The sequence below is a fragment of the Halalkalibacter flavus genome (genome assembly GCF_036663575.1).
Taxonomy (GTDB): domain Bacteria; phylum Bacillota; class Bacilli; order Bacillales; family Bacillaceae_D; genus Halalkalibacter; species Halalkalibacter flavus.
Genome location: NZ_JAWRVK010000018.1, coordinates 76,800 through 98,599 on the forward strand (window position 1 = coordinate 76,800; position 21,800 = coordinate 98,599).

A 21,800-nucleotide genomic window follows, 5' to 3' on the forward strand; every position below is an offset into this window, starting at 1 on the left:
CTCCTTCAACTCTATGTATAAAGGCGGGAAGGACTACCTAAAAAAATAAAAAACACCCGCAATAATTGCGAATGTTTTCTCTTATTCTTCTTCCTCATTTCTTTTCTGGACATCTCTTAATTCGTTTACTCTTGTCTCTTTTTCTTGGAAGTATTGAACAAGATCACCAATACGATCAATGGCATCCCAACTTAAATGATGTTCAATCCCTTCTACATCTTGATACACATGTGAATCATTGACACCAATTAGTCGCATAAAATCTTCTAATAACTCATGACGGTACACTAAACGCTTTCCGATTTTCTTCCCTTTTGACGTTAGTACTAACCCTCGGTATCGTTCATATATTAAGTATTCACTTTTGTCTAACTTTTGAACCATCTTTGTCACCGAAGACGGATGGACTTCTAATGCCTCTGCAATATCGGAGACTCGCGCATACCCTTTCTCCTCAATTAACATATATATTCGTTCTAAATAATCTTCCATACTAGGTGTTGGCATAAGGTCCCCTCCATTTTTTGTCAAACATAAACGTTTGACAGATACGGTGTACAATACAGCCCTGTATTATAAACCTATTCTATTGATATAAAAAATGTGCAACACTCTTATTTTACAACAGAATGTAGGACGAGGACAATGAGTTAACAAAGTTTATGTGAAGTATTCCATTTTTGCTTCTGGAAAGAATTTATCAATATATGATTGTATCGTTTCTTTTAAGTCTCCAGCTTGTTCATCTTTGTAGACGTACTTTCCACGACCGTATCTCCCCCACTTGTATTTCCTTTCTTCCTCATTCATTTCGAGTTTCGATTTCGGATATCGTTTTTGAATAATATTCTTTGCTGTTTTTGTGAAACGATGTTGAATCAATTCAAACGTTAAATCCTTTTTCGCATAAAGTGGTAAGATGGCTTCTAATCGTTCAAATAACTCATAGTAGCCTCCTTTCCAATTTTCATGCAAAATCAATGGGGCTACAATAAAGCCTAAAGGATAATCCGCTTTGGCTACTTTTCCAGCGGCTTCAATGCGCTCTAAAAACGATGAAGTCCCTGACTCAAACTGTTTAATTACATGATCTGAGTTTACACTAAATCGAAACCTTGTATTTCCATTGTGTTTCGCATCAAGTAAATGACCGACATGATGATACTTCGTTACAAATCGTAATCGCCCTAAATCGGTCTGTCCTATATGCTCAATCGTCTTCTTTAGAGAATGAGTTAAATGATCAATCCCTACTACATCAGATGTACACGCCGCTTCAAACCGAGTAATATCTGGTTCCCTTTCCTTTATATATTGATCAGCAGCATCAAATATCTCCTCTAAATTCACATACGTACGAATATATGGTTTGTTTCCAAGAGTCGTTTGTAAGTAGCAGTAATGGCAATGTCCCATGCACCCTGTTGCAAGCGGCAGCGCATATTCGGCTGAAGGCTTTGATGTGTCAAATTTTAAAGTCTTCCTTACACCGATAACAAGGGTTGATTTTGCATTTCTATATTGCTGTAGTTCATTTTTGCCTGGAATATTTCGTACCTGATTATGAGATGTTGTCTCTCTTATCTCTACACCTTTTTTCTCAAACTTTTCTTTCAACTCACGACCTAGTGGATACTCTAGCGCCCCTGGTTCTATATAAACAAGTTGTGGTTCAAACGCCTTCATGTAATATGCACCTCTGTTTATTACTTTTTTAATACGCTTCTATAGAGTGTGCATATTAAGAGGATTCAGCCTTCCAGTTACTAGAAAAAGGGGCTATTCCAAATGGTCTGGTTTTGACCTTTTGGAATAGCCCCTAGCATTATTTATTTTAAAGTCCACACTTTAACTGCGCACCGCAACTTGTACACGTGTTACAACCACCAAGGTCCTCAACTTGTCCTTCACGACAAACTGGACACGTATTGCCAACCTCAGATCCGATTGTTACATTTGTTGATCTCACTTCCGAGATTGTGTCAATTAATACAACTTTTTTATTTGATTCTGATTGTGTCTCTGTTTCATCATCAAAACGATTTTCTTCTGCTTTTAAAGATAGAACTTGCGCATCACGGCTTCCATCAACATAAACCGTTCCGCCTTTAGCACCACCACGGTACAAGCGCTCATAAACAGCTTGTACTTGTTCCACTGTATATCCACGAGGAGCATTAACCGTTTTTGATAATGAACTATCAACCCAGCGTTGAATGATACACTGAACATCAGCATGAGCTTCTGGTGATAATTCCATTGTAGAAATAAACCATTCAGGTAGTTGATTTTCATCTGCACCTGGATTTGCTTGTAAATACTCTTCCACAATGCCTGCTTTCACTTCGATAAATTTCCCGAGACGGCCACTACGGAAGTAAGAGAATGAGAAGTAAGGTTCAAGCCCTGTTGATACTCCCACCATTGTTCCTGTACTACCTGTAGGCGCAACTGTAAGCAAATGCGAATTACGGATCCCATGCTCTAAAATCCCTTCACGAATATCTTCTGGCATGGATGTCATATAACCTGTATTAATAAATGCAGTACGAAGCTCCATTGTTTCTTCATCTGTAGTACCTACTAAGAACGGGAAGCTTCCTTTTTCTTTAGCAAGTTCAATGCTTGTACGATAAGCTGTAGTCGCAATCGTCTCAAACACTCGATCAACAAGATCGTTCCCTTCTTCAGAGCCGTATACTGATTCACAATAGATGAGTAGATCATGAAGCCCCATCACTCCTAAACCAACACGACGCTCACCTTTGGCTTGTTTAGTGTTTTGTTCTAAGAAGTATGGAGTTGCATCAATAACATTGTCTTGCATGCGAACACCGACTTCGACCGTTTTCTTTAACTTTTCAAAGTCCACTTCTTTTGTTTCTTTATTTGCCATTTCAGCTAAGTTAATCGCTGCTAAGTTACATACAGAATATGGAGCTAAAGGTTGCTCTCCACATGGATTCGTCGCAACTACTTTTTGCCCATATGCCTTTGCATTTGTTTTATCATTCGCATTATCGATAAAGAAGATTCCTGGTTCTGCACTATACGTTGCGCAAATATTTATAAGATTCCAAAGCTCCTTCGCTTTAATAATACGGTATGTTCTAACACCGTAACCTAATTCTTCCCATTCACGAACGTCGCCAACTTCATGCCACTTTTCGTTATAAGCAGCCATTTCAGCTTCATTGTAATTTTCTACATCGGGAAAACGAAGGGCATATTCTTCATCATTTTCAACAGCTTCCATAAATTCTTTCGTTAAACATACCGAAATATTAGCACCTGTTAAAAATTCAGCATTATTGACTGAGTATGTTCCGCCTACGTGTAACTTTTCCTCTGCGTTCTCAATCACTTTCGGATCGAAACCACCCTGCCCAGCAATCGTCTTATAATTAACGATTCCTTGATACATTGACTCTTCAACCACAGTTAATGGTGTGAAAGAAAGCTTGCCTTTTACGAGCTTTTGAATATGCTCATCTTCTGTATTTTCCAACAAGAAACGCAAAATACGCGGGTTTTGCATTTTAGAAATGATGAATTCTAAAATATCAGGATGCCAATCAGAAAGCATGATCATTTGAGCACCACGTCTTGACCCACCCTGTTCGACAAGATGCGTTAGTTTTGCAATATCATCTAGCCATGAAACCGATCCAGATGACTTACCATTTACTCCACGAGCTAGTGTATTGCGCGGGCGTAGTGTCGAACCGTTCGTACCCACACCTCCACCACGACTCATAATTTCCATCACTTGCTTACGATGTTCAGAAATCCCTTCACGTGAATCTTGAACGTATGGCATAACATAACAATTGAAGTACGTAACATCCGTTTCCGCGCCAGCACCATACAAAACACGACCTGCTGGAATGAAGTTCATGGAAACAAGCTGTTCATAAAATTGTTCGAACGCTTCTTGACGTTTTTCCACTGTAGTTTCAACTGATGCAAGTCCTGTCGCATTTCGCTTTGCAATTTGCTCATAATAAATTTCAAGAGGCTTCTCAATTGTATCTAGTGAACGAGTTACGATTCCTGTTTCTGCCTCGTCCCCTTCAAGCACTCCTCGGAACTCTTCATCAACGAGTACCTTTGCATGATTTTTCACTTGGTCAAGCTCCATCACAAATCCATATCCACGTGCAGGAAACTTAGGGTCGTCTTTTACGGTTAAAACGACGAAATCCCCTTCTCTAAGTGTTTTCTTCTCTGTATCTTTAAACGTGTAACGGTCTAACATTACGAGTCTTGATACGCCTTTTTGAGTAATATGCATATCGCTTGTGATTGGGTGTACTTGCGAAAATTGCTCAATATCCTCATTTAATCTTTCCGTATTCAGGCGCATAACATTTGACATCGTCATTGCCATTCGCGTCTCCTCCTCTTTCACATGGAAATCTATATTTTACTAGTATATCTAGTTGATCTTTAATTCTGGTGTTTGTCCATGTACGATATTCTTGGGTAAGCTTACCACAAGATCGGCACTAGATTCAATATATTGTGCTCAAATTTATTTTCAATACACCATATATTGTGCTGGAATCCTTTTTAATTCATTTTGTCAACTTTGAAATGGGTAAAAAAAAGAAGGATTTGCGAGTTTACGAGAATGTTATCCGCTTTTTTTCGACATTTTGAACAAATTTGTCTCTTGCCATAGCAAAGACTTTTTCTATGGCTTATTTCATCACTGTTATACGCCAAATACAAAATGTTTGACAAAATTTTTAATAGATGATTGGCTTAATTATGTTATTCTTGATGCATACATGTAGTTAATTTTCAATCAATATATTGAGATTATAATAGTTGGAGGAATCAAAAAATGGAATACATAATACAAAATGACAAACTTCTCCCTAAAAATGATGCAATGATACATTTTGACGATCGTGGATATTATTTTGGCGATGGCATATATGAAGTCGTAAAAGTATATGAAGGTCAACCATTTGCTATGGATCTCCATTTAAATCGGCTTGTTCAAAGCTCTAGTAAATTAGACATCAAGCTACCATACTCAAAAGAACAAATTAAAGAATACATCACTACGTTAATCGAAAAAAACTCATTGCAAACTGGACTTGTATATTTTCAAGTAACGCGTGGAATTGAACCACGTAACCACTTGTATTCAAGAGAATCGACACCAGTGTTCACAGCATTCACTCAGCCTGCTCATAACACCGAAGACATACAGAAAAACGGCATTGATGTTTGGCTAACAGATGACATTCGTTGGCTACGCTGTGACATTAAAACGATTAATTTATTAGGCAATGTAATGGTTAAACGTGAAGCTGCCGATCATAACTGTCAAGAAGCGATTCTTCATCGGAACGGAACGATTACTGAAGGCTCATCTTCTAATCTTTTTCTTATTAAAGATAAAGTGTTATACACACATCCGGCAACCAACCTAATTTTAAATGGGATAACAAGACAATTAATCATTGAATTAGCTCAAAAACACAATTATTCGGTTGTAGAAGAAGCATTCCCTGTCGAAGTATTAGAGCATGCAGATGAAGCATTCATTTCTAGCTCTTCAGTAGAAATCACTCCTATTAAAGCGGTATATGGACAACTAACAACAACCTTTCCTATTGGCCCAGTAACGCAAGACCTTCAAACTAAATTCAAAGAGCTATTGCCAAAAGCATAGTTTGCAACAATAAAAGGACTTGTCTCATTAAAGACAGGTCCTTTTGACTTATTTTTTAAAATTCCAATCATCTCGCTCGTAACGATCTCTTGCAATTTGCAGTACGACTTCCTCTTCCTCTTTTGTTAACGTGTATGACTCTAATTCAATGTTTAAACCCTTTTCAAAGCCTCTCTTAAACGCCATTTTTGCTTCTTCCATCGTTAATGGTTTACTTCTTAATGCATTAATAGCGACGGCTTTGTTTTTGAAATTCTTTTGCATGCGTTCACGTAACCGTTCACTCGAATAGTTAAACAAGTCAAAAAGTTTATCCTCATCGATATCTAAAATGATCGAACCATGCTGTAAGATTACACCTTTTTGCCTTGTTTGTGCACTTCCTGCGACTTTTCTGCCCTCAACAACAAGTTCATACCAAGACGGTGCATCAAAACAGACCGCAGACCGAGGATTTTTAAGGGCATTTTTCTCCTCCTCCGTTCTTGGAATCGAAAAATATGCATCAAGTCCCACATCTTTGAAACCTTCTAAAATCCCTTCAGAAATGACACGATAAGCTTCCGTTACCGTCTTTGGCATCTCTGGATGTTCCTCTGATACGATCACACTATACGTTAATTCCTTATCATGTAAGACTCCACGTCCACCTGTTGGTCTACGAACAAATCCTAAGCCATACTCTCTAACTTTATCCATATTGATTTCTTTCTCCACCTTTTGGAAATATCCAATTGATAGAGTAGGAGGATTCCAACCATAAAAACGAATCGTTGGCGGAATTATGCCTTTACTATGCCAATCTAACAATGCCTCATCCAAGGCCATATTATAAGCAGGAGAACAGTCTCCAGAATCTATGTAACGCCATGTTTCCTTCATTTCACATCGCTTCTTTCCAATATGTTATCTATGTCATTCTATCAAACGAGTTGTTTCTAGCCAAGTTATTTGAGTTATTGCGTATTTGCTTAGCGGCTATTATAATAAATATTGATGCAGTACGCAAAGGAGTGTAGACAACAACCTATGGAATTCTTATGGCTTATCCTACTTGGATTTGTAGCGTATCTCGTTTTCAAGCGCTTTTACAATCCAAAATATTTAAAAACATTAACACAAGAAGACTTCATTAAAGGCTATCGTAAAGCACAGTTGATCGATGTTCGAGAACCACGTGAATATGACGGTGGTCACATCCTTGGAGCTAGAAACATCCCTATGTCCCAACTTCGTCAACGTATGAATGAAGTACGTAATGATCAACCCGTTTATCTATACTGTCAGTCAGGTGCTCGTAGTAGACAAGCTGCTCAACTAATTAAGAAGAAGCGCGGCGTCGAAGATATTTCGCACCTTAAAGGTGGATTTAAAAAGTGGTCAGGAAAAATTAAGAAAAAGTAAGCTTTTAAGAGATGCTACCATGATTTGGTGCATCTCCTTTTTTATTCCTGATTTTTCTCGAAAATACGCCCTGCTAAGCTAAACTTGTTTTCTCATTAAAATGGGCTGTCCCAAAAGGTATGATTTTGACCTTTTGGGACAGCCCCGAAGCAATGAGCGGAGTCGCTACATTTTTTTAAGCCTTGAGAGGAGTGGGTTTCTCCTCTCAAGGCGCGTAGCGAACGGAGCCATTGCTGCCTCTGTTATCGGCTTTTGAGACAACCCCTTTTCGTGTGGAGCGCTTTATTACACTTATGCTTTTTCATATTTTAAAATTGGCTTTCTTGCTGCTGTTGTTTCATCTAACCTTGAAATAACAGTTGTATGCGGTGCCTCTTGGACGATCTCTGGATTTTCTTCTGCTTCACGCGCAATTTGAATCATCGCATTAATGAATTCATCTAACGTCTCTTTTGATTCGGTTTCCGTTGGCTCAATCATCATACATTCCTCAACATTTAATGGGAAGTAGATCGTTGGCGGATGGTACCCAAAATCTAAAAGGCGTTTGGCAATGTCTAATGTACGTACACCTAGTTTCTTTTGACGACGACCTGAAATAACAAATTCATGCTTACAATGTTGCGTGTAAGGGAGGTCAAAATAAGGCTCTAGTCTGCGCATCATATAGTTTGCATTTAAAACGGCATATTCAGAAACTTTACGTAAGCCATCAGGACCCATCGTACGGATATACGTGTATGCACGAACGTTAATACCATAGTTACCGTAATATGGTTTCACACGGCCAATCGATTCCGGACGATTATAATCAAAATCAAACAAACCATCTTCACGCTTAACAATGACTGGTTTTGGCAAATAAGGAATTAAATCCTTCTTTACTCCTACTGGACCTGATCCTGGACCACCACCACCGTGAGGACCTGTAAATGTTTTATGCAAGTTCAAGTGAACCACATCAAACCCCATATCTCCAGGTCTTGCAATTCCTAAGATGGCATTGGAGTTAGCTCCATCGTAATAAAGTTTCCCACCAGCTTCATGAATAATTTGAGCCATCTCTACGATGTATGATTCAAACAAACCAAGCGTATTTGGATTTGTTAGCATGAGTGCTGCTGTATCCTCACCAACAACTTCACGTAAATGGTCTAAATCAACTAAGCCATTGTCATCCGTTCGTACCGTAACTGACGCAAAACCAGCGACTGTTGCCGATGCAGGATTCGTTCCATGTGCAGAGTCAGGCACAATAACTTTTGTACGTTGGAAGTCTCCGTTTGTTTCATGGAAAGCGCGGATCATCATGAGCCCAGTCCACTCACCATGAGCACCTGCTGCTGGTTGAAGTGTTACTTCATCCATCCCTGTAATTTCAGCTAATGATGTTTGAAGCTCATATAGTAATTCCATTGCACCTTGGACTTGTTCTACTGGTTGATATGGGTGAATATGAGCTAATCCTTCAAAACGTGCGACATCCTCGTTAATTTTTGGATTGTATTTCATCGTACAAGAACCAAGTGGATAAAACCCTGAATCTACACCATGATTACGTTTTGATAATGCTGTGTAATGACGCATGATCTCAAGCTCTGAAACTTCTGGCAATTCAGGTTCTGATTCACGTAAAAACTCACTTGGAATTAACTCATTAATTGATTGTTCACAAATATCTAATGTTGGTAAGCTATGTCCAACTCTCCCTGGCTTGCTGCGTTCAAAAATTAATGGCTGATCTTTTGTTATCATAGTAATGCCCCCAATTCCTTGGCAAAAGTATCAATTTCTTCTTTTGTTCGTACTTCGGTCACAGCTACTAACATTTGGCCCTGTAGCGAGTTATCATCACGTCCGAGGTCATACCCTCCAATAAATCCTTTGGAAAGTAAAAGCTCATTAACTTCTGAAACTGGTCTCTTCACATTAATGACAAACTCATTAAATGTAGGTTGTTCTGAAACCATTTCTACTCCATGAGCCTTCAACTGCTTTTTCATATAAGCAGCTTTTTGTACATTTTGATACGCCATTTCCTTTACGCCTTTTTTGCCAATCGCACTCATTGCAACGGACGCTGCTAGTGCATTTAGCGCTTGGTTCGAACAAATATTAGAAGTAGCTTTCTCACGTCTAATATGCTGCTCACGTGCTTGCAACGTCAAAACAAATCCACGTTGACCATGTTCATCCGTTGTTTGCCCAACTAGACGACCAGGGACTTTACGCATTAATTTCTTCGTGGTTGCAAAATAGCCACAATGCGGACCGCCAAATTGTGTTGCAATTCCAAATGGCTGCGCGTCACCAACGACGATATCTGCTCCAAATTCACCAGGCGGTTTTAGCAATCCTAAAGCAAGTGGGTTGCTAGACACTACAAACATTGCTTTCTTGCTATGCGTAATCTCTTCTAACTTAGCTAAAGGCTCAAGGTTGCCATAAAAGTTCGGATGTTGAACAACAACACAAGCTGTGTCATCCCCGTATACTTCTTGTAACTGTTTCAAATCTGTCACACCATTAACCGTATCGATTTCTATCACGTTTAAACGCTGCCCCGTTGCATTAGTCTGCAGGACGGCACGAGCTTCCGGATGAACAGCTTTAGAAACTAGAATCGTCTTCTTTTTTGTCTGTCCGGCACTTAGCATCGCAGCTTCTGCTAAAGCCGTTTGGCCGTCATACATAGACGAGTTCGCTAAATCCATTCCTGTAAGCTCACAAATCATCGTTTGAAACTCAAAGATCGCTTGAAGCTCTCCTTGTGAAATTTCTGGTTGGTATGGTGTGTAAGCCGTATAAAATTCAGAACGAGAAATGACGTGATCAACAATTGATGGGATGTAATGTTCATATACGCCCGCCCCTAGGAAAGAAGGGGTTTGTTTAAGTGACACATTTTTCGCTGCTAATTCTCGAAAATATGAGATGAGCTCTGGCTCTTTTAAAGCTTCTTTGACATTCATTTCTCCTTTAAAGCGAATTTCACTTGGAATATCAGAAAACAATTCCTCAATTGACTGTACACCGATTGTTTCAAGCATTTCTTTTTGATCTGCATCTGTCATCGGTAAATAACGGTGATTCATGTATGTTCCTCCTCTTACTTCTTATAAAATGGCGTTGATACGACTTGTGCTTTAAGACGCTTTTTACGAACTTGAACTTCTACTTTTGTTCCAAGTGCAGTAACATCTATATCTAGAACGGCAAGGCCGACATTTTTCTTTAATGTAGGAGACTGAGTTCCTGTCGTGACAAAGCCTACTAATTTATCACCAACAAACACTTCATACCCTGTACGAGGGATACCTTTGTCAATCATTTCAAGGCCGACAAGCTTTCTTTTCAGCCCTTCTTCTTTCTGTTTCTTCAACGCTTCTTTCCCAATAAAGTCTGCTTCTTTATTTACTTTTACGGCAAAACCAATTCCAGCCTCAAGTGGGGAAATTTCTTTTGTTAATTCTTGCCCGTAAAGAGGCAGCCTTGCTTCAAAGCGTAATGTATCACGTGCTCCTAATCCACAAGGAACAAGGCCTTCCTCTTTACCTGCTTCAAGCAAGCTTTTCCATAGCTTAGCAGCTTGATCTGCAGCACAGTAAAGCTCAAATCCATCTTCGCCTGTGTAACCAGTTCTCGAAACGAGTGCATTGACACCATCTACGTTTACTTGGTCAGCAAACCGGAAGAACCGAATGGAAGATAAATCAAAAGACGTTCTTTTTTGCAAAATTTGTTCTGCTAGAGGTCCTTGAATCGCTAATTGTGCAATGTCACTAGAAACATTTATTGCTGTTACACCCTCAATGATATGTTGCTGCATCCACTCAACGTCTTTTTCAATGTTTGAGGCATTAATTACGAGTAAATAATCGTCTTCTGCCTTTCTATAAATAAGCAAGTCATCAACTGTCCCGCCATCTTCGTAACACATGGCTGTATATTGCGCCTGCCCATCTACAAGTTTAGATACATCATTGGTCATTAATTTTTGTAAATAATCAAGTGCCCGTGGGCCTTTAACTTCTACTTCACCCATATGTGAAACATCAAATAGCCCTGCCTTTGTACGGACTGCTTCATGCTCTTCTTTAATGCTTAAAAACTGAACGGGAAGATCCCATCCCCCAAAATCAATCGTTTTTGCTCCACCTTCTTTATAAAGATGAAATAGTGGTGTTCTCTTTAAATCAGCCATGATCAAACCTCCTCAAGTTAATTCATAAAATGCAAAAAGGACAGAGTTATACACTATTTTGTGTATAACTCTGTCCTGTAACCAGAAAGTTTCCTATATTCTAAAAGAATATAGTGTCTTCGTAGGTGGCTTATCATAAGCACTCTCCAGAGCTGCGTCAAATAAGAGTCTTTTTTGCCTGAGAGATTCGCATTGATAACACATTATCTAATACTTGCTCCTTCGGCGTTGCATAATTCGCAAGCTCTCCCCTTATTCTCATCCGCAAGTCATTTAATTGTTTTCACTCTTACTCATGAAATTCTTATGAGTGGTACATACTACATGTATAAAACCTTTTAAAATTTAGGCAATAGTTTGTAATTCGGATTTATATTAATATCCTACCAAGTTGAATAGGTTTTCGCAACTGTTTATTTACTAAATCAGATTATTTTATAGTTTTTTTATAATTTCATTCGGATATAGCAGTTTGATTGAAAGGGTGATGAAAATGAAGATTGATATACATTTTGATCAGAATTGGAACGACACCTTCAAGGAAAGATTAGGTCAAGATGGACCTTGGTCTAATTGGGAACTTTTTAAACTAGCGTATGAAGCAGAACAACACCAAATCATACCAGAGTTTCATGGTTTACAAGCACCTAAGCACCTTCCTCAGTTAAAGCCATTTCCACACCAAATTGAAGTGGCAAATACAGTTATTGAGCAAATGAATGGCAAAGCAATACTTGCTGATGAAGTAGGGCTTGGAAAAACAATCGAGGCTGGACTCATCTTAAAAGAGTATATGATCCGTGGGTTAGTAAAAAAAGTATTAATTCTCGTTCCAGCTTCTCTTGTTTCCCAATGGGCGATTGAATTAAATACAAAGTTTCATATTCCGGCTGTTGCTCAACGAAAATCATATGTATGGGAGCAATGTGATGTTGTCGTAGCTTCCATTGATACAGCCAAAAGGCAACCACATCATGATATCGTCTTAGAACAGCCATATGATTTAGTCATTATTGATGAAGCTCATAAACTTAAAAATCCAAAAACGAAAAATTATGAGTTCATTAAAAAGCTGAAGAAGAAATTCTGTTTGTTATTAACCGCAACACCAGTCCAAAACAAGCTAGAGGAAATCTTTAATTTGGTTTCATTGCTTAAACCTGGGCATCTTGGAGATATCTCTTCTTTTGAAAAAGAATATCGTTCGAATAAGAGATCACCTAAAAATGAAGAAAAACTAAGAGAGTTAGTCAACAAAGTCATGGTGCGCAATCGCCGTGAGGAAACTGGCATTGAATGGACGAAACGTATCGTTGAAACGGTACCGATTGATTTTAGTGAATCAGAACGCGCCTTTTATGAAGAGATTGAAAAATTAAATGGTGATTCAAGTCATTTTGGCTTGCTGACTTTAAAAAGGGAATTGTGCAGCAGCAGAGAGGCTGCTTTTATGACACTAAAAAACATGGTTGAACGAGCCCATGCCGAAGGACGAAAACTTCCTGGTGCAGAACGCTTATTGAACAAAATTGGTGAGGTAGAAGGCCATGCAAAAGCCGAGAAAGCACTCGAGATCATCAAGAAAATCAATGATAAAGTTATTATTTTCACTGAATATCGTGCAACACAGTTGTATTTACAATGGTTTTTAAAACAAAATGGCATCTCCTCCGTACCATTTAGAGGAGGATTTAAAAGAGGAAAAAAAGATTGGATGCGTCAGCTCTTCCAAAATCATGCCCAAGTATTAATTGCAACTGAAGCAGGTGGCGAAGGAATCAACTTGCAATTTTGCAGTCATATCATTAACTATGATTTGCCATGGAATCCAATGCGTATTGAACAACGAATTGGGCGTATTCATCGCCTTGGTCAACAAGAAGATGTGAGAATTTACAACTTTGCTGTAAATGACACCGTCGAGCAGCACATTCTTAAATTGCTATATGAAAAGATTCACCTATTTGAAGCAGTCATCGGTGAGCTCGATGATATATTAACGAAAATTGATCTCCCTTCAGTTGAAGAACACGTACAAGATATATTATTACAATCAGATTCTGAAGGAGAAATGCGAATTAAGTTTGATCATCTTGCTGCCATTATGAATGATGCAGCAGAAGAAGCTGCGAATTCTAGTAAGGAGGATCAGATCGATGCAACAGCCTCAAGTTCATGATTTTTTAGAGCGTTACTTTCAGGCGAATGATAGCCCAATCATTGAAAATACGTCAAGTTATTTAAAGGTTCAATTATCGATTGAGTTAGATAAATTATTAATGAACAGACCATTTTATTGGCATTATCTTGAAAAAACAGGTGGCGAACCTAATCCGATGCAGGTAACGTTTATTACGGATCAGACGAATGTCCCCGATGATTTACGTGGAGAACAGATTCACTTTGGATCACCAAGACTTCGGCAATTATTTGGATCGACACGTGAATTAGGGGGCTTCATTCGCCTTTACGAGGACATACAGGCATCAGGGAGAAAGTCCATTCCTCTGCAACCATGGCTGTGTTTGAATATGAAAGTTTCATTTCAATGTGACCGCAAAAAAGATGTATTGTTATCTTTAGGATTAAATCTCATTCATGGCCAAATTGTTCAACAATTTTACAATAAGCTGCAAGAAAAAGAACTATCTCCCAACATTCCAGATTTCTGCTTTAAATTAACCCCTCTTATCACGGTTCATAGTGGATTGATTCGATTGCAGAAAATGGTTCAGACCTATGCGGAAAATGAAGACAAAACATGGGCAGAAGAAGCTGTAAATAGATGGGAAACGGACTTGTCACTTCTTGAGCAGTTTTATGAAGATTATGATGAGAAACCCGAAAGCTATGAAGTTGAGAAACAAGCCTTACAAGAACAATATGAACCTAAAATTCATGTGTCTATTATTAATGGAGGAATGTTTTATTTAGAACAACAGGTTTTTTAACAGAAAAAGGGGATGTCTCATAGCCATCAAGCTAAGCAAAATAGTTGTGTAAAAATTTAAAAAACGCTATTCTTTCAACAGCCTATGATGAAAGGATAGCGTTTTTATGACAGATCTGGTAGAGAAAGAACTTGAATTATTTGTTACAGAACTAATGAGACATTTATCGCCGCAAGCCCTACAACAATTAGCCAGAGAAACTCAGTTTGTCCAACGACAAAGTAAATTCGGTGCTAAAGAGTGTATCAAACTTTGTGTTTGGTTACGTAAAAAAATGGCGACAGCTTCACTCGTTGAATTATGTAGTGCATTAGAGGCTTCATCAGGTGTTACGATATGAGTGCCGAAGCATTAAATCAACGCTTCAATGCCCAGACAGTGACGTTTTTAAAGACCTTATTCACTCATTTACTTACCCAAAGATTTACTCACACGGCGCTCCCATTCACTAAATATAACCATCTATTTAATAGAATCCGTTCACTGGACTCAACTGCTTTTCAATTGCCAAACTCCTTCCATGATTTCTATCCTGGAACTGGCTGCACCTCGATCAAATTACAACTTGAATTTGATCTAATAAGTGGTCAATTTCTTCACACCCAAAAAGAGCCAGGAAAAAAATCATGATTTACCCTCAGGCACATTGTGTGCTGAAACGGTTGAGACAGGGGACTTTGTCTACGGGATTTAGGTTATTTTAAGCGGGAGGTTTTCAAACCATGCAGGAAAAAGGGGCTTATTATGTTTCTCGTTTAAAGTCTAATACACAAGTCTATTTTAAAAATCCATCACCATCCTACTTTAAGAATGGGACAATCATCAAAAAAACCGAATATATCCCGGTTTCATTAGAAGAACTGATGGCTCAACTACACCCTGGAGAAACACATGAAGTAGAAGGGGCTTATATTGGGAGAAAAGAAAAGTTCCCTGTACGCGTTCTAATCCATAGATTGTCGCGCTCCCAAGAAAAACAACGCCTTGATAAGCTAAAAGAAAGCGAGAGAATTCGCGGAATCAAGTATTCTGAACGAAGTAAACGGTTAACAGGGTTAAATGCCTATATCACTAATTTACCAATTGAATCGGTATCAAAAGAAGAAATTCACCCTTTATACTCGCTCCGTTGGCAAATTGAACTGTTATTTAAGACGTGGAAATCCTTTTTGCATGTAGATTTCTGCAAGCCAATGAAGTTGGAACGCTTAGAATGTCATATCTATGCACAATTCATTTCCTTACTAATTTGTACTTCAACCGTATATAAAATGAGAAAACTCCTCTTACAAAAGAAAGAGAAGGAACTTAGTGAATATAAAGCGTTTTATATCGTATTATCCTATTACTCAAACCTAAGTCAGGCCATAGAAAAAGACACCGAAGATATGACAAAACTGCTTTTTCGCCTATTCCTCCTCCTACAGAAAAACGGACGAAAGTCTCATCGCCATGAGAAAAAGACCGTTTTTGACATACTTGGTGTCAATTATCATTGTAACAGGTAACATTCCTATTTTCAAAAAATCCTTTTAATAAGGATATTTTGGCATGCCTTTTTTTCAAAAGCCAAAAAAATTCATATAGCTATTTTCTTTCTTCAATAGCTATATGATTTATATACTCAATAAAATTTATTAGCTTGATGGCTATGGGGGATGTCTCAAAAGGACTGTTTTTGACCTTTTGAGACATCCCAAGAAAAAAGGCATCTACTCCAAAGGTAGCTGCCTTTTTTCGTGGATTATTCTTAGTGAGCCGTAGGTGCTCCACCACCTGTTGTAATGATTGAAATAATCGTTGCCACTGCAAACCAACCAAAAACAACAAATGAAATTCCGGCAAAGCCTACTGCAAAGAAGTTCTTTCTGCGAAGTTCACGAACAATCGCAACTGCACATAAAAGCGCCGTAACTAACATGATGATAGAAAAGATCATACTGTCTTCCCCTCCTTATGTAAAACTAAGAACCCAGCTTAACTAGTCCTATTATAATGCCATTTGAGAACGTTGTCAGCCTAAAATTTGACGAAGCTAGTACAGTTTCCTCAATATTTATATTGGGCATTTTTCATTTATTTTACTCTTTTTTTTTATATTTGTCGAGTCGCTTCTCGTAATGTATGATAGGAATAACTTAAATAACTTGGAGGGATTTCTATGAAATGGACACAACTACCACTTGGCCCATTACAAACAAATGCGTATGTATTACAAAACGATGCTAACGAAGCGGTTATCATTGATCCTGGTGGAGACGGACAAGCTTTTATTCAATGGCTAACATCACAAAACTTAAAACCAATTGCCATCTTATTAACACATGCTCACTTTGACCACATTGGTGCTGTCGATGACGTTCGAAATGAATTCAATTGTCCCGTCTACCTACATAAGAATGAACAAGATTGGCTAGCAGACCCTAATAAAAACGGCTCATCACGCTTTATGGGGAATCACGCAATTACAGTGAAGCCCGCAGATTATATTATTGAGAAGGAAGATACTATTACGATTGGTTCGTTCTCCTTTAACGTGTATGAAACTCCTGGGCATTCACCCGGAAGTGTTTCTTTCTACCTTAAGGACGAAGCGGTTGTTTTCTCAGGTGATGCATTATTTGCCCAAAGTATAGGGAGAACAGACTTGCCGGGTGGAGATCATCAATTATTGTTAACAAGCATACATAAGAAGCTTCTTGAGTTACCAGAGGAAACCGTAGTTGCTTGCGGTCACGGACCTACTACTACAATAGGAAATGAAATGGATGGCAATCCATTTTTGTCTGGATTTTAAGTAATAAAGGGGTATCCAAAAAGGTATGATTATTATCTTTTAGGATACCTTTTTATATGTAGAAAAGGACCTCCACAATTAGTGGAAGCCCTATGGGGAGTAAATCGTATTGATGTAAGAACCTTGAGGGGAGGGGGACTCCCTATCAAAGATCACCAATCTAGTATTATTGTATAAATACTTTAACACTGTGTCAATAGTATTAACTTTCAACAAGAAAGAAACCGTCCTCTAAATAAGGAAACGGTTTCTCTTCTGTACATATGTACAATGAAATATTAATGCCCTCCAAAGCTTGGTACTAACAAGAACGTTGCGTAATACGTGAACCCTACGAAGAAAATCGTTAAATAGGCACCAAAAATGTACATGTACACACGTTCTGATAGGTTTAGGTAGCTTAGAGCCAATAATGCGCCTGTTTGCGCAAAGAACAACAATGCTACATTATACATATGACCAACAAAGAACAGAACGGAAAAGATTCCTGTCCAAAATGCTAAAACACGATACATACGATCCATTTGGGTTTCCCTCCTTCATGAACAAATTTGCCACACACGACAGTATTTGTTTAGGATAGCAAATGATTAAGTACAGACCTTATTATATACGACTACTTCCAGACTGTAAATGCTTTGATGAATGGCAAAACTGTGTCACCTATAATTTAATGACAGAATAAGAGCAAGCTTTCGCCGTAGGATCCGTTAACTTCATATTGTCCTTAAGAATATGTTCCCCAAGAAAGTAAGAGAAAATGCCTTTAAATAACTCATGATGCATAGAACAAAGAGAAATTGAATGCTCACTCATCAATTCTTTAAATGTACAGTTATAAATACTAAACTCAATTTCATCCTTTTCAGTTGAATAAGAAATTTCCGGATTCAACCCTTGGTTAATCGCTATTTGCTCAATCATTCTAACTTTCTGTTCCATTGTTGCATTCGCTACATCAAAGTGAAATTGCTTCACATACAAGTCTGCACTCTCGCGTCCATACTTATACCCCATTTTTTTAAGCGCTTCGAAACCAATATCTCCAAGCTCCACCAATGATTCTAACGCCATTTTTGCTAACCTTTGATAGTCTCTATAAGGGAACTGTAGTTGAATAACTTCATCAGACAGCTTGTAATAGCGGCTAGGTCGTCCGCCCTTTCCTGTCTTTTGTGTCTCTGAAATAATCATTTGTACGTCTTCTAATTTCGTCAAGTGCAGACGAGCAACATTTGGATGTATATTAAACTGATCAGCAATTTGCTGTACGGTTACATGTTCACGTTGCTTTACAATATATTGATAAATCGAGAACCGTGTTGGATCTGACAATACATTTGTTATTTTTAATGTGTTTTGTTCCATCATGTTCACTCCCAAACTTACCTTACTTCCCCCATTATAGTATGGTACCAAAATAAAGAAAAGAAAATCATTGATTAGCCAATAAAATGACAAACAAAAGGGGGTGTCTCAAAAGGTCTGTTTTTGACCTTTTGAGACACCCTCCCGAAGCAATGAGCGAAGTCGCTACATCTTTTAAAAGCCTTGAGAGGAGTGGGGTACACACTCACGGCGCGTAGCGAACGGAGCCATTGCCACCTCTCTTTCGGCCTTTTGGAACAGCCCCTCTTTACTTTCTACGAATGTTTTTCTTTGGTTTTTTTCTTAAAAACAACGAAATGCCAAGTGGGATTATACCAAATGCCTGATTAGAAAAAGGCGGACGGTCAGCTCTGCGCTCGAGTTTTTTTGTGCGTCTCTCTTCTTTTGGTTGATCCATTCTAATTACTGCTTGTTGGGTCAAAAATTTCACATAATCATTTAATGACATTTTTCTCAACTCCTAATGCATCTAGCATAAGTATGCCCAAACATTAGGATTTTAAAATCAATTCTAATTCACGAACAATATCTAAAACCGCTTTCCCAACAGTATTCACGATAATATCAGCCTGTTCATAAAGATCGAGCCTTGATTCATATAGTTTTTGGACTTTATCTTTCTCTTGTTGTTGTAATAAAGGCCTTGTCTCATCTCCTTCTAAACGCCTTAATAACTCATCAAGGTCTGCTTGCAAATAAATAACTTTACCTTGAGAGGACATTATTTCCCTATTTCTATCCTTTTTTACGATACCTCCACCAGTCGTAATTATCGTCCGTTCTCCTCGTATCTCTTTTAATGCTTGCGTTTCAAGTTCTCTGAAATAAGCTTCTCCTTTTTTTTCGAAAATTTCTGATATGGACATATGCTCTTTGCTTTCAATCCATTGATCAGTATCAATGACACGATAGCCTATTTTTTCAGCTAATGCTTGTCCAATCGTTGTTTTTCCTGACCCCATAAATCCTGTAATGTAATAATGATGCGACACGTTATGAAACCTCCCAATAATTATCCAATACCTTATTGCTCCAATTATATTGAAAACCAGCAATTCGCTCGTGGCCGGTTTCCAAATCAGCCTTTACAGAGATGTTACTAATTCCATGAAGATAAGTTTCTATACTTAGTGTAACTGTACCGTTTGGATATGAAAAGAGTATCTTTTTATCGGGAACTGGGTCGTACTCTCCGTTCAGAAAATCACTTATGCCTAATTGTAGAAGAGTTTCAATTTGCATGAGACGTTCTTGTTCGTAAACTGCTTGCTTCTCAGTCATATATAAAGATACTTGGTAAATAAGGACTTGCAAAATTAGCATACACATAATCAAAGTAACTGGATAAACAAATCCCTTCTCTTGATTCATAAGAGTCCTCCTTATTTGGCATACAGCAACAGCATCGTCTTACTACTACGATAGCCATCTAGCATCTCAATATCACACGTAACGATACGTTCAGAGACACTGCATGAAAAAGCCTTGACTTGTTCAATAAGAAGATTATGACCCTCTTTATTTTTCCTACTTCGTAACTGTTTTGATTCTAATAGCTCGATGTCAATCAGGTCACCATTGAACCTTGTTAATCGCAAAGTTCCTTCTATTACTTCTCCTTTTGAAGCTATTCGAATCTCATGAGCTAATTGATTAAAAAAAGTCATAACTTGTTGAGGTGATATTGTATTCGTATAGTAACCACTTGTCCTTACTAACATAATTTTAGGAAACATCGAAACAATGATTAAAAAAATAACGAGCGCAATCAGGAGCTCAATCATCGAAAACCCTTTTTCATTTCGAAGCAAAGAAACACCGTTCATAGTCCCTCCCATTTCTTCCAATCCACCTTGCACAAAACCGCAACAAATCTTCGTCTACCTCCTCTTTCCCAATCAAAACCCCATCAACTTTCCTATCACTGACAGGCAGATCAGCTTTATAATGGTTCACTGCCTCTTCTAATAATAGCAAAGCACGAATCTCTTCATTAATTGCCGTTCGCTCAGCATATACACTTATTAACAATGGAAAAATAGAAGCGCTAAACAACACGAAAAAACTAAAAGCAAATAGCACTTCTATTAACGTAAAGCCACTACATTTTTGTATAGGAAACCATTCCTTTCCCTAAATAAATCGTATAGCGATATCTATTCTGGCCAATTCTTAACTGAAAGGTACCTGATGTACCAGGATGACCATTGGTATGAAAATAAACGGAACTAAGAGAGAGGGTTTGTGATTCAAATAACATATCCGAGTGTTGATACGGAATAACTAAATAATCATCAAAGCTGTTATAGCGAATAGAAAATTCTTTCGTGTCATTGTTCATACGGATAAAAACTCTTCTTCCATTTGCTATTGCCACATGCTGTGCGAGAAGAATTTGTTCTTTAATTTGTTTAGCAATTAAATCCGCTTCGTGATCATTTGACGATGGATTGGAAAGTTTAATTATTGGTATTAGAAGAATGAAAGATAGAATGGTTAAAGTGATAAGCAATTCGATGAGGGTATATCCTTTGCTTGAGCTCATATTAAGAAGATTTACTAGTTACTTTTCCATTGTCTTCTTTGTCGTAGTCTAATTCAGTATCGTCTGGGCATTTCAGCTTATCAACGTAATCAGGAGAAAGATCATCTAAATTATTAGGTAATTCACCTTTCTCAATCTCATACGCATACACTTGAGCTTGAACCATTTTCACAGTAGCCTCGCACCCTTTTGAAGCTGCAACTTCATTATTATTGGACATGTTTGGGACAGCGATAAGGAGGAGAATCGAAATAATCATTAGGACAATCAACATTTCAATGAGGGTAAAGCCTTTTTCATTATTCAATTTTCATCACCTCTGAGGAATTTTTAAAGCGGGGATATTACGTAGAGTTTATTTTATCCTCCTTTCAAAATTAATATTTGTTATAATTAGACAAAGGCTGACAATTTCCTCCTTAATTTTAAATTTTTTTTGAAAGGTGTCTCAAATGAAAACAATCCTCTTATCCATCATCCGCTTTTATCAGCTCGTTATATCTCCCATAAAACCTCCTACTTGTCGGTTTTATCCAACATGCTCTCATTATGGAATGGAAGCTATCAAAAGATTTGGTGCAATTAGAGGTGGATGGTTAACGTTAAAAAGGATTCTTAAGTGTCATCCTTTTCATCCAGGTGGAATTGATCTTGTACCGGGAAAGAAGACAGCCGATCAGTCGAAGAAAGATTTAAGATGATCTTTCGCCAAAAAAAAAAAACCATACACTATGTATGGTTTTTTTATGCGGGTGAAGGGAGTCGAACCCCCACGTCATAAGACACTAGATCCTAAGTCTAGCGCGTCTGCCAATTCCGCC

23 protein-coding genes, 1 pseudogene and 1 riboswitch are annotated in these 21,800 nt (G+C 38.0%); of the genes and pseudogenes, 7 read left to right on the top strand and 17 right to left on the bottom strand.

What is annotated here, in order from left to right; genetic code table 11:
* Nucleotides 1–81: 81 nt before the first annotated feature.
* The 3 genes from mntR to SAY88_RS13465 all read right to left on the bottom strand — a co-directional run bounded on the left by mntR (nucleotide 82) and on the right by SAY88_RS13465 (nucleotide 4,390).
* A complete protein-coding gene (mntR, locus tag SAY88_RS13455; protein WP_332632329.1) occupies nucleotides 82–507 on the bottom strand; it encodes a transcriptional regulator MntR in 426 nt (141 codons plus the stop codon).
* A 153-nt stretch (nucleotides 508–660) separates the two neighbouring features.
* Entirely contained in the window at nucleotides 661–1,686 is a 1,026-nt protein-coding gene (splB, locus tag SAY88_RS13460) for a spore photoproduct lyase (RefSeq protein ID WP_332632330.1), read from the bottom strand.
* 148 nt (nucleotides 1,687–1,834) lie between these two features.
* A complete protein-coding gene (locus SAY88_RS13465) occupies nucleotides 1,835–4,390 on the bottom strand; it encodes a vitamin B12-dependent ribonucleotide reductase (RefSeq protein WP_332632331.1) in 2,556 nt (851 codons plus the stop codon).
* A gap of 459 nt (nucleotides 4,391–4,849) precedes the next feature.
* Between SAY88_RS13465 and dat the strand changes: the two genes are divergently transcribed.
* Nucleotides 4,850–5,689, top strand: coding sequence for a D-amino-acid transaminase (dat, locus tag SAY88_RS13470; protein WP_332632332.1), 840 nt, complete (start codon nucleotides 4,850–4,852; stop codon nucleotides 5,687–5,689).
* Between the two features lie 48 nt (nucleotides 5,690–5,737).
* Here dat and SAY88_RS13475 read toward each other — a convergent pair whose 3' ends face one another.
* Nucleotides 5,738–6,571 (bottom strand): lipoate--protein ligase family protein, encoded by an 834-nt coding sequence (locus SAY88_RS13475; RefSeq protein ID WP_332632333.1) that lies wholly within the window; start codon nucleotides 6,569–6,571, stop codon nucleotides 5,738–5,740.
* Nucleotides 6,572–6,718: 147 nt separating this feature from the next.
* On the opposite strand from SAY88_RS13475, the gene SAY88_RS13480 reads away from it, so the two are divergent.
* Nucleotides 6,719–7,093 (top strand): rhodanese-like domain-containing protein, encoded by a 375-nt coding sequence (locus tag SAY88_RS13480; protein ID WP_332632334.1) that lies wholly within the window; start codon nucleotides 6,719–6,721, stop codon nucleotides 7,091–7,093.
* Between the two features lie 291 nt (nucleotides 7,094–7,384).
* Here SAY88_RS13480 and gcvPB read toward each other — a convergent pair whose 3' ends face one another.
* Genes gcvPB through gcvT form a run of 3 tightly spaced genes read right to left on the bottom strand, consistent with a single transcriptional unit; the run spans nucleotide 7,385 to nucleotide 11,297 of the window.
* A complete protein-coding gene (gcvPB, locus tag SAY88_RS13485; RefSeq protein ID WP_332632335.1) occupies nucleotides 7,385–8,848 on the bottom strand; it encodes an aminomethyl-transferring glycine dehydrogenase subunit GcvPB in 1,464 nt (487 codons plus the stop codon).
* Entirely contained in the window at nucleotides 8,845–10,188 is a 1,344-nt protein-coding gene (gene gcvPA, locus SAY88_RS13490) for an aminomethyl-transferring glycine dehydrogenase subunit GcvPA (protein WP_332632336.1), read from the bottom strand. Before gcvPA ends, gcvPB begins: the two co-directional genes overlap by 4 nt.
* A 14-nt stretch (nucleotides 10,189–10,202) precedes the next feature.
* The gene (gene gcvT / locus SAY88_RS13495) at nucleotides 10,203–11,297 is read right to left on the bottom strand and encodes a glycine cleavage system aminomethyltransferase GcvT (protein ID WP_332632337.1); all 1,095 of its coding nucleotides are present in this window, start codon (nucleotides 11,295–11,297) and stop codon (nucleotides 10,203–10,205) included.
* Between the two features lie 155 nt (nucleotides 11,298–11,452).
* Nucleotides 11,453–11,559: riboswitch (glycine riboswitch) on the bottom strand.
* A gap of 231 nt (nucleotides 11,560–11,790) precedes the next feature.
* Between gcvT and SAY88_RS13500 the strand changes: the two genes are divergently transcribed.
* The 3 genes and pseudogenes from SAY88_RS13500 to SAY88_RS13510 all read left to right on the top strand — a co-directional run bounded on the left by SAY88_RS13500 (nucleotide 11,791) and on the right by SAY88_RS13510 (nucleotide 15,756).
* Nucleotides 11,791–13,476: a DEAD/DEAH box helicase gene (locus SAY88_RS13500; protein WP_332632338.1), complete on the top strand. Its 1,686-nt coding sequence runs from the start codon at nucleotides 11,791–11,793 to the stop codon at nucleotides 13,474–13,476.
* Nucleotides 13,454–14,248 (top strand): YqhG family protein, encoded by a 795-nt coding sequence (locus tag SAY88_RS13505; RefSeq protein ID WP_332632339.1) that lies wholly within the window; start codon nucleotides 13,454–13,456, stop codon nucleotides 14,246–14,248. The genes SAY88_RS13500 and SAY88_RS13505 overlap by 23 nt, the downstream gene beginning before the upstream one ends.
* A 106-nt stretch (nucleotides 14,249–14,354) precedes the next feature.
* Nucleotides 14,355–15,756 (top strand): annotated as a pseudogene (locus tag SAY88_RS13510) (IS4 family transposase).
* Nucleotides 15,757–15,998: 242 nt separating this feature from the next.
* Here the strand turns inward: SAY88_RS13510 and SAY88_RS13515 are convergent.
* Complete coding sequence (locus SAY88_RS13515; RefSeq protein WP_250098712.1) at nucleotides 15,999–16,187, bottom strand: DUF2759 domain-containing protein; 189 nt, start codon at nucleotides 16,185–16,187, stop codon at nucleotides 15,999–16,001.
* Nucleotides 16,188–16,409: 222 nt separating this feature from the next.
* Between SAY88_RS13515 and SAY88_RS13520 the strand changes: the two genes are divergently transcribed.
* Entirely contained in the window at nucleotides 16,410–17,045 is a 636-nt protein-coding gene (locus SAY88_RS13520; protein ID WP_332632340.1) for an MBL fold metallo-hydrolase, read from the top strand.
* Between the two features lie 278 nt (nucleotides 17,046–17,323).
* Here SAY88_RS13520 and SAY88_RS13525 read toward each other — a convergent pair whose 3' ends face one another.
* From SAY88_RS13525 to comGC, 9 genes are all read right to left on the bottom strand, one after another.
* Nucleotides 17,324–17,569, bottom strand: coding sequence for a DUF2626 domain-containing protein (locus tag SAY88_RS13525; RefSeq protein WP_332632341.1), 246 nt, complete (start codon nucleotides 17,567–17,569; stop codon nucleotides 17,324–17,326).
* A 139-nt stretch (nucleotides 17,570–17,708) separates the two neighbouring features.
* Nucleotides 17,709–18,416: a helix-turn-helix transcriptional regulator gene (locus tag SAY88_RS13530; RefSeq protein WP_332632342.1), complete on the bottom strand. Its 708-nt coding sequence runs from the start codon at nucleotides 18,414–18,416 to the stop codon at nucleotides 17,709–17,711.
* A gap of 265 nt (nucleotides 18,417–18,681) precedes the next feature.
* Nucleotides 18,682–18,882 (bottom strand): YqzE family protein, encoded by a 201-nt coding sequence (locus tag SAY88_RS13535; protein WP_332632343.1) that lies wholly within the window; start codon nucleotides 18,880–18,882, stop codon nucleotides 18,682–18,684.
* 43 nt (nucleotides 18,883–18,925) lie between these two features.
* Entirely contained in the window at nucleotides 18,926–19,426 is a 501-nt protein-coding gene (locus tag SAY88_RS13540; RefSeq protein WP_332632344.1) for a shikimate kinase, read from the bottom strand.
* A 1-nt stretch (nucleotide 19,427) separates the two neighbouring features.
* The gene (comGG, locus tag SAY88_RS13545) at nucleotides 19,428–19,805 is read right to left on the bottom strand and encodes a competence type IV pilus minor pilin ComGG (RefSeq protein ID WP_332632345.1); all 378 of its coding nucleotides are present in this window, start codon (nucleotides 19,803–19,805) and stop codon (nucleotides 19,428–19,430) included.
* A gap of 11 nt (nucleotides 19,806–19,816) precedes the next feature.
* Nucleotides 19,817–20,260: a competence type IV pilus minor pilin ComGF gene (locus tag SAY88_RS13550; protein WP_332632346.1), complete on the bottom strand. Its 444-nt coding sequence runs from the start codon at nucleotides 20,258–20,260 to the stop codon at nucleotides 19,817–19,819.
* Nucleotides 20,232–20,489, bottom strand: coding sequence for a hypothetical protein (locus SAY88_RS13555; RefSeq protein WP_332632347.1), 258 nt, complete (start codon nucleotides 20,487–20,489; stop codon nucleotides 20,232–20,234). The genes SAY88_RS13550 and SAY88_RS13555 overlap by 29 nt, the downstream gene beginning before the upstream one ends.
* Before the next feature lie 46 nt (nucleotides 20,490–20,535).
* Nucleotides 20,536–20,979 carry a competence type IV pilus minor pilin ComGD gene (comGD, locus tag SAY88_RS13560; protein WP_332632348.1) on the bottom strand — a complete coding sequence of 148 codons (444 nt, stop codon included), beginning with the start codon at nucleotides 20,977–20,979 and terminating at the stop codon, nucleotides 20,536–20,538.
* Nucleotide 20,980: 1 nt separating this feature from the next.
* The gene (gene comGC, locus SAY88_RS13565) at nucleotides 20,981–21,253 is read right to left on the bottom strand and encodes a competence type IV pilus major pilin ComGC (RefSeq protein WP_431308873.1); all 273 of its coding nucleotides are present in this window, start codon (nucleotides 21,251–21,253) and stop codon (nucleotides 20,981–20,983) included.
* Nucleotides 21,254–21,431: 178 nt separating this feature from the next.
* Between comGC and yidD the strand changes: the two genes are divergently transcribed.
* Entirely contained in the window at nucleotides 21,432–21,680 is a 249-nt protein-coding gene (gene yidD, locus SAY88_RS13570; RefSeq protein ID WP_332632350.1) for a membrane protein insertion efficiency factor YidD, read from the top strand.
* The last annotated feature ends 120 nt before the right edge of the window (nucleotides 21,681–21,800 follow it).

Excerpts from the sequence above, each read along its gene's own strand:
- splB (WP_332632330.1), bottom strand. The coding sequence starts at position 1,686 with ATGAAGGCGTTTGAACCACAACTTGTTTATATAGAACCAGGGGCGCTA.
- SAY88_RS13475 (WP_332632333.1), bottom strand. The coding sequence starts at position 6,571 with ATGAAGGAAACATGGCGTTACATAGATTCTGGAGACTGTTCTCCTGCT.
- yidD (WP_332632350.1), top strand. The coding sequence starts at position 21,432 with ATGAAAACAATCCTCTTATCCATCATCCGCTTTTATCAGCTCGTTATA.
- SAY88_RS13505 (WP_332632339.1), top strand. The coding sequence starts at position 13,454 with ATGCAACAGCCTCAAGTTCATGATTTTTTAGAGCGTTACTTTCAGGCG.
- SAY88_RS13480 (WP_332632334.1), top strand. The coding sequence starts at position 6,719 with ATGGAATTCTTATGGCTTATCCTACTTGGATTTGTAGCGTATCTCGTT.
- SAY88_RS13515 (WP_250098712.1), bottom strand. The coding sequence starts at position 16,187 with ATGATCTTTTCTATCATCATGTTAGTTACGGCGCTTTTATGTGCAGTT.
- SAY88_RS13535 (WP_332632343.1), bottom strand. The coding sequence starts at position 18,882 with ATGTCATTAAATGATTATGTGAAATTTTTGACCCAACAAGCAGTAATT.
- comGG (WP_332632345.1), bottom strand. The coding sequence starts at position 19,805 with ATGAATCAAGAGAAGGGATTTGTTTATCCAGTTACTTTGATTATGTGT.
- SAY88_RS13550 (WP_332632346.1), bottom strand. The coding sequence starts at position 20,260 with ATGAACGGTGTTTCTTTGCTTCGAAATGAAAAAGGGTTTTCGATGATT.
- SAY88_RS13520 (WP_332632340.1), top strand. The coding sequence starts at position 16,410 with ATGAAATGGACACAACTACCACTTGGCCCATTACAAACAAATGCGTAT.
- gcvT (WP_332632337.1), bottom strand. The coding sequence starts at position 11,297 with ATGGCTGATTTAAAGAGAACACCACTATTTCATCTTTATAAAGAAGGT.
- SAY88_RS13500 (WP_332632338.1), top strand. The coding sequence starts at position 11,791 with ATGAAGATTGATATACATTTTGATCAGAATTGGAACGACACCTTCAAG.
- SAY88_RS13525 (WP_332632341.1), bottom strand. The coding sequence starts at position 17,569 with ATGGATCGTATGTATCGTGTTTTAGCATTTTGGACAGGAATCTTTTCC.
- comGC (WP_431308873.1), bottom strand. The coding sequence starts at position 21,253 with ATGTTGATTGTCCTAATGATTATTTCGATTCTCCTCCTTATCGCTGTC.
- gcvPA (WP_332632336.1), bottom strand. The coding sequence starts at position 10,188 with ATGAATCACCGTTATTTACCGATGACAGATGCAGATCAAAAAGAAATG.
- mntR (WP_332632329.1), bottom strand. The coding sequence starts at position 507 with ATGCCAACACCTAGTATGGAAGATTATTTAGAACGAATATATATGTTA.
- comGD (WP_332632348.1), bottom strand. The coding sequence starts at position 20,979 with ATGAGCTCAAGCAAAGGATATACCCTCATCGAATTGCTTATCACTTTA.
- SAY88_RS13465 (WP_332632331.1), bottom strand. The coding sequence starts at position 4,390 with ATGGCAATGACGATGTCAAATGTTATGCGCCTGAATACGGAAAGATTA.
- SAY88_RS13530 (WP_332632342.1), bottom strand. The coding sequence starts at position 18,416 with ATGATGGAACAAAACACATTAAAAATAACAAATGTATTGTCAGATCCA.
- dat (WP_332632332.1), top strand. The coding sequence starts at position 4,850 with ATGGAATACATAATACAAAATGACAAACTTCTCCCTAAAAATGATGCA.
- gcvPB (WP_332632335.1), bottom strand. The coding sequence starts at position 8,848 with ATGATAACAAAAGATCAGCCATTAATTTTTGAACGCAGCAAGCCAGGG.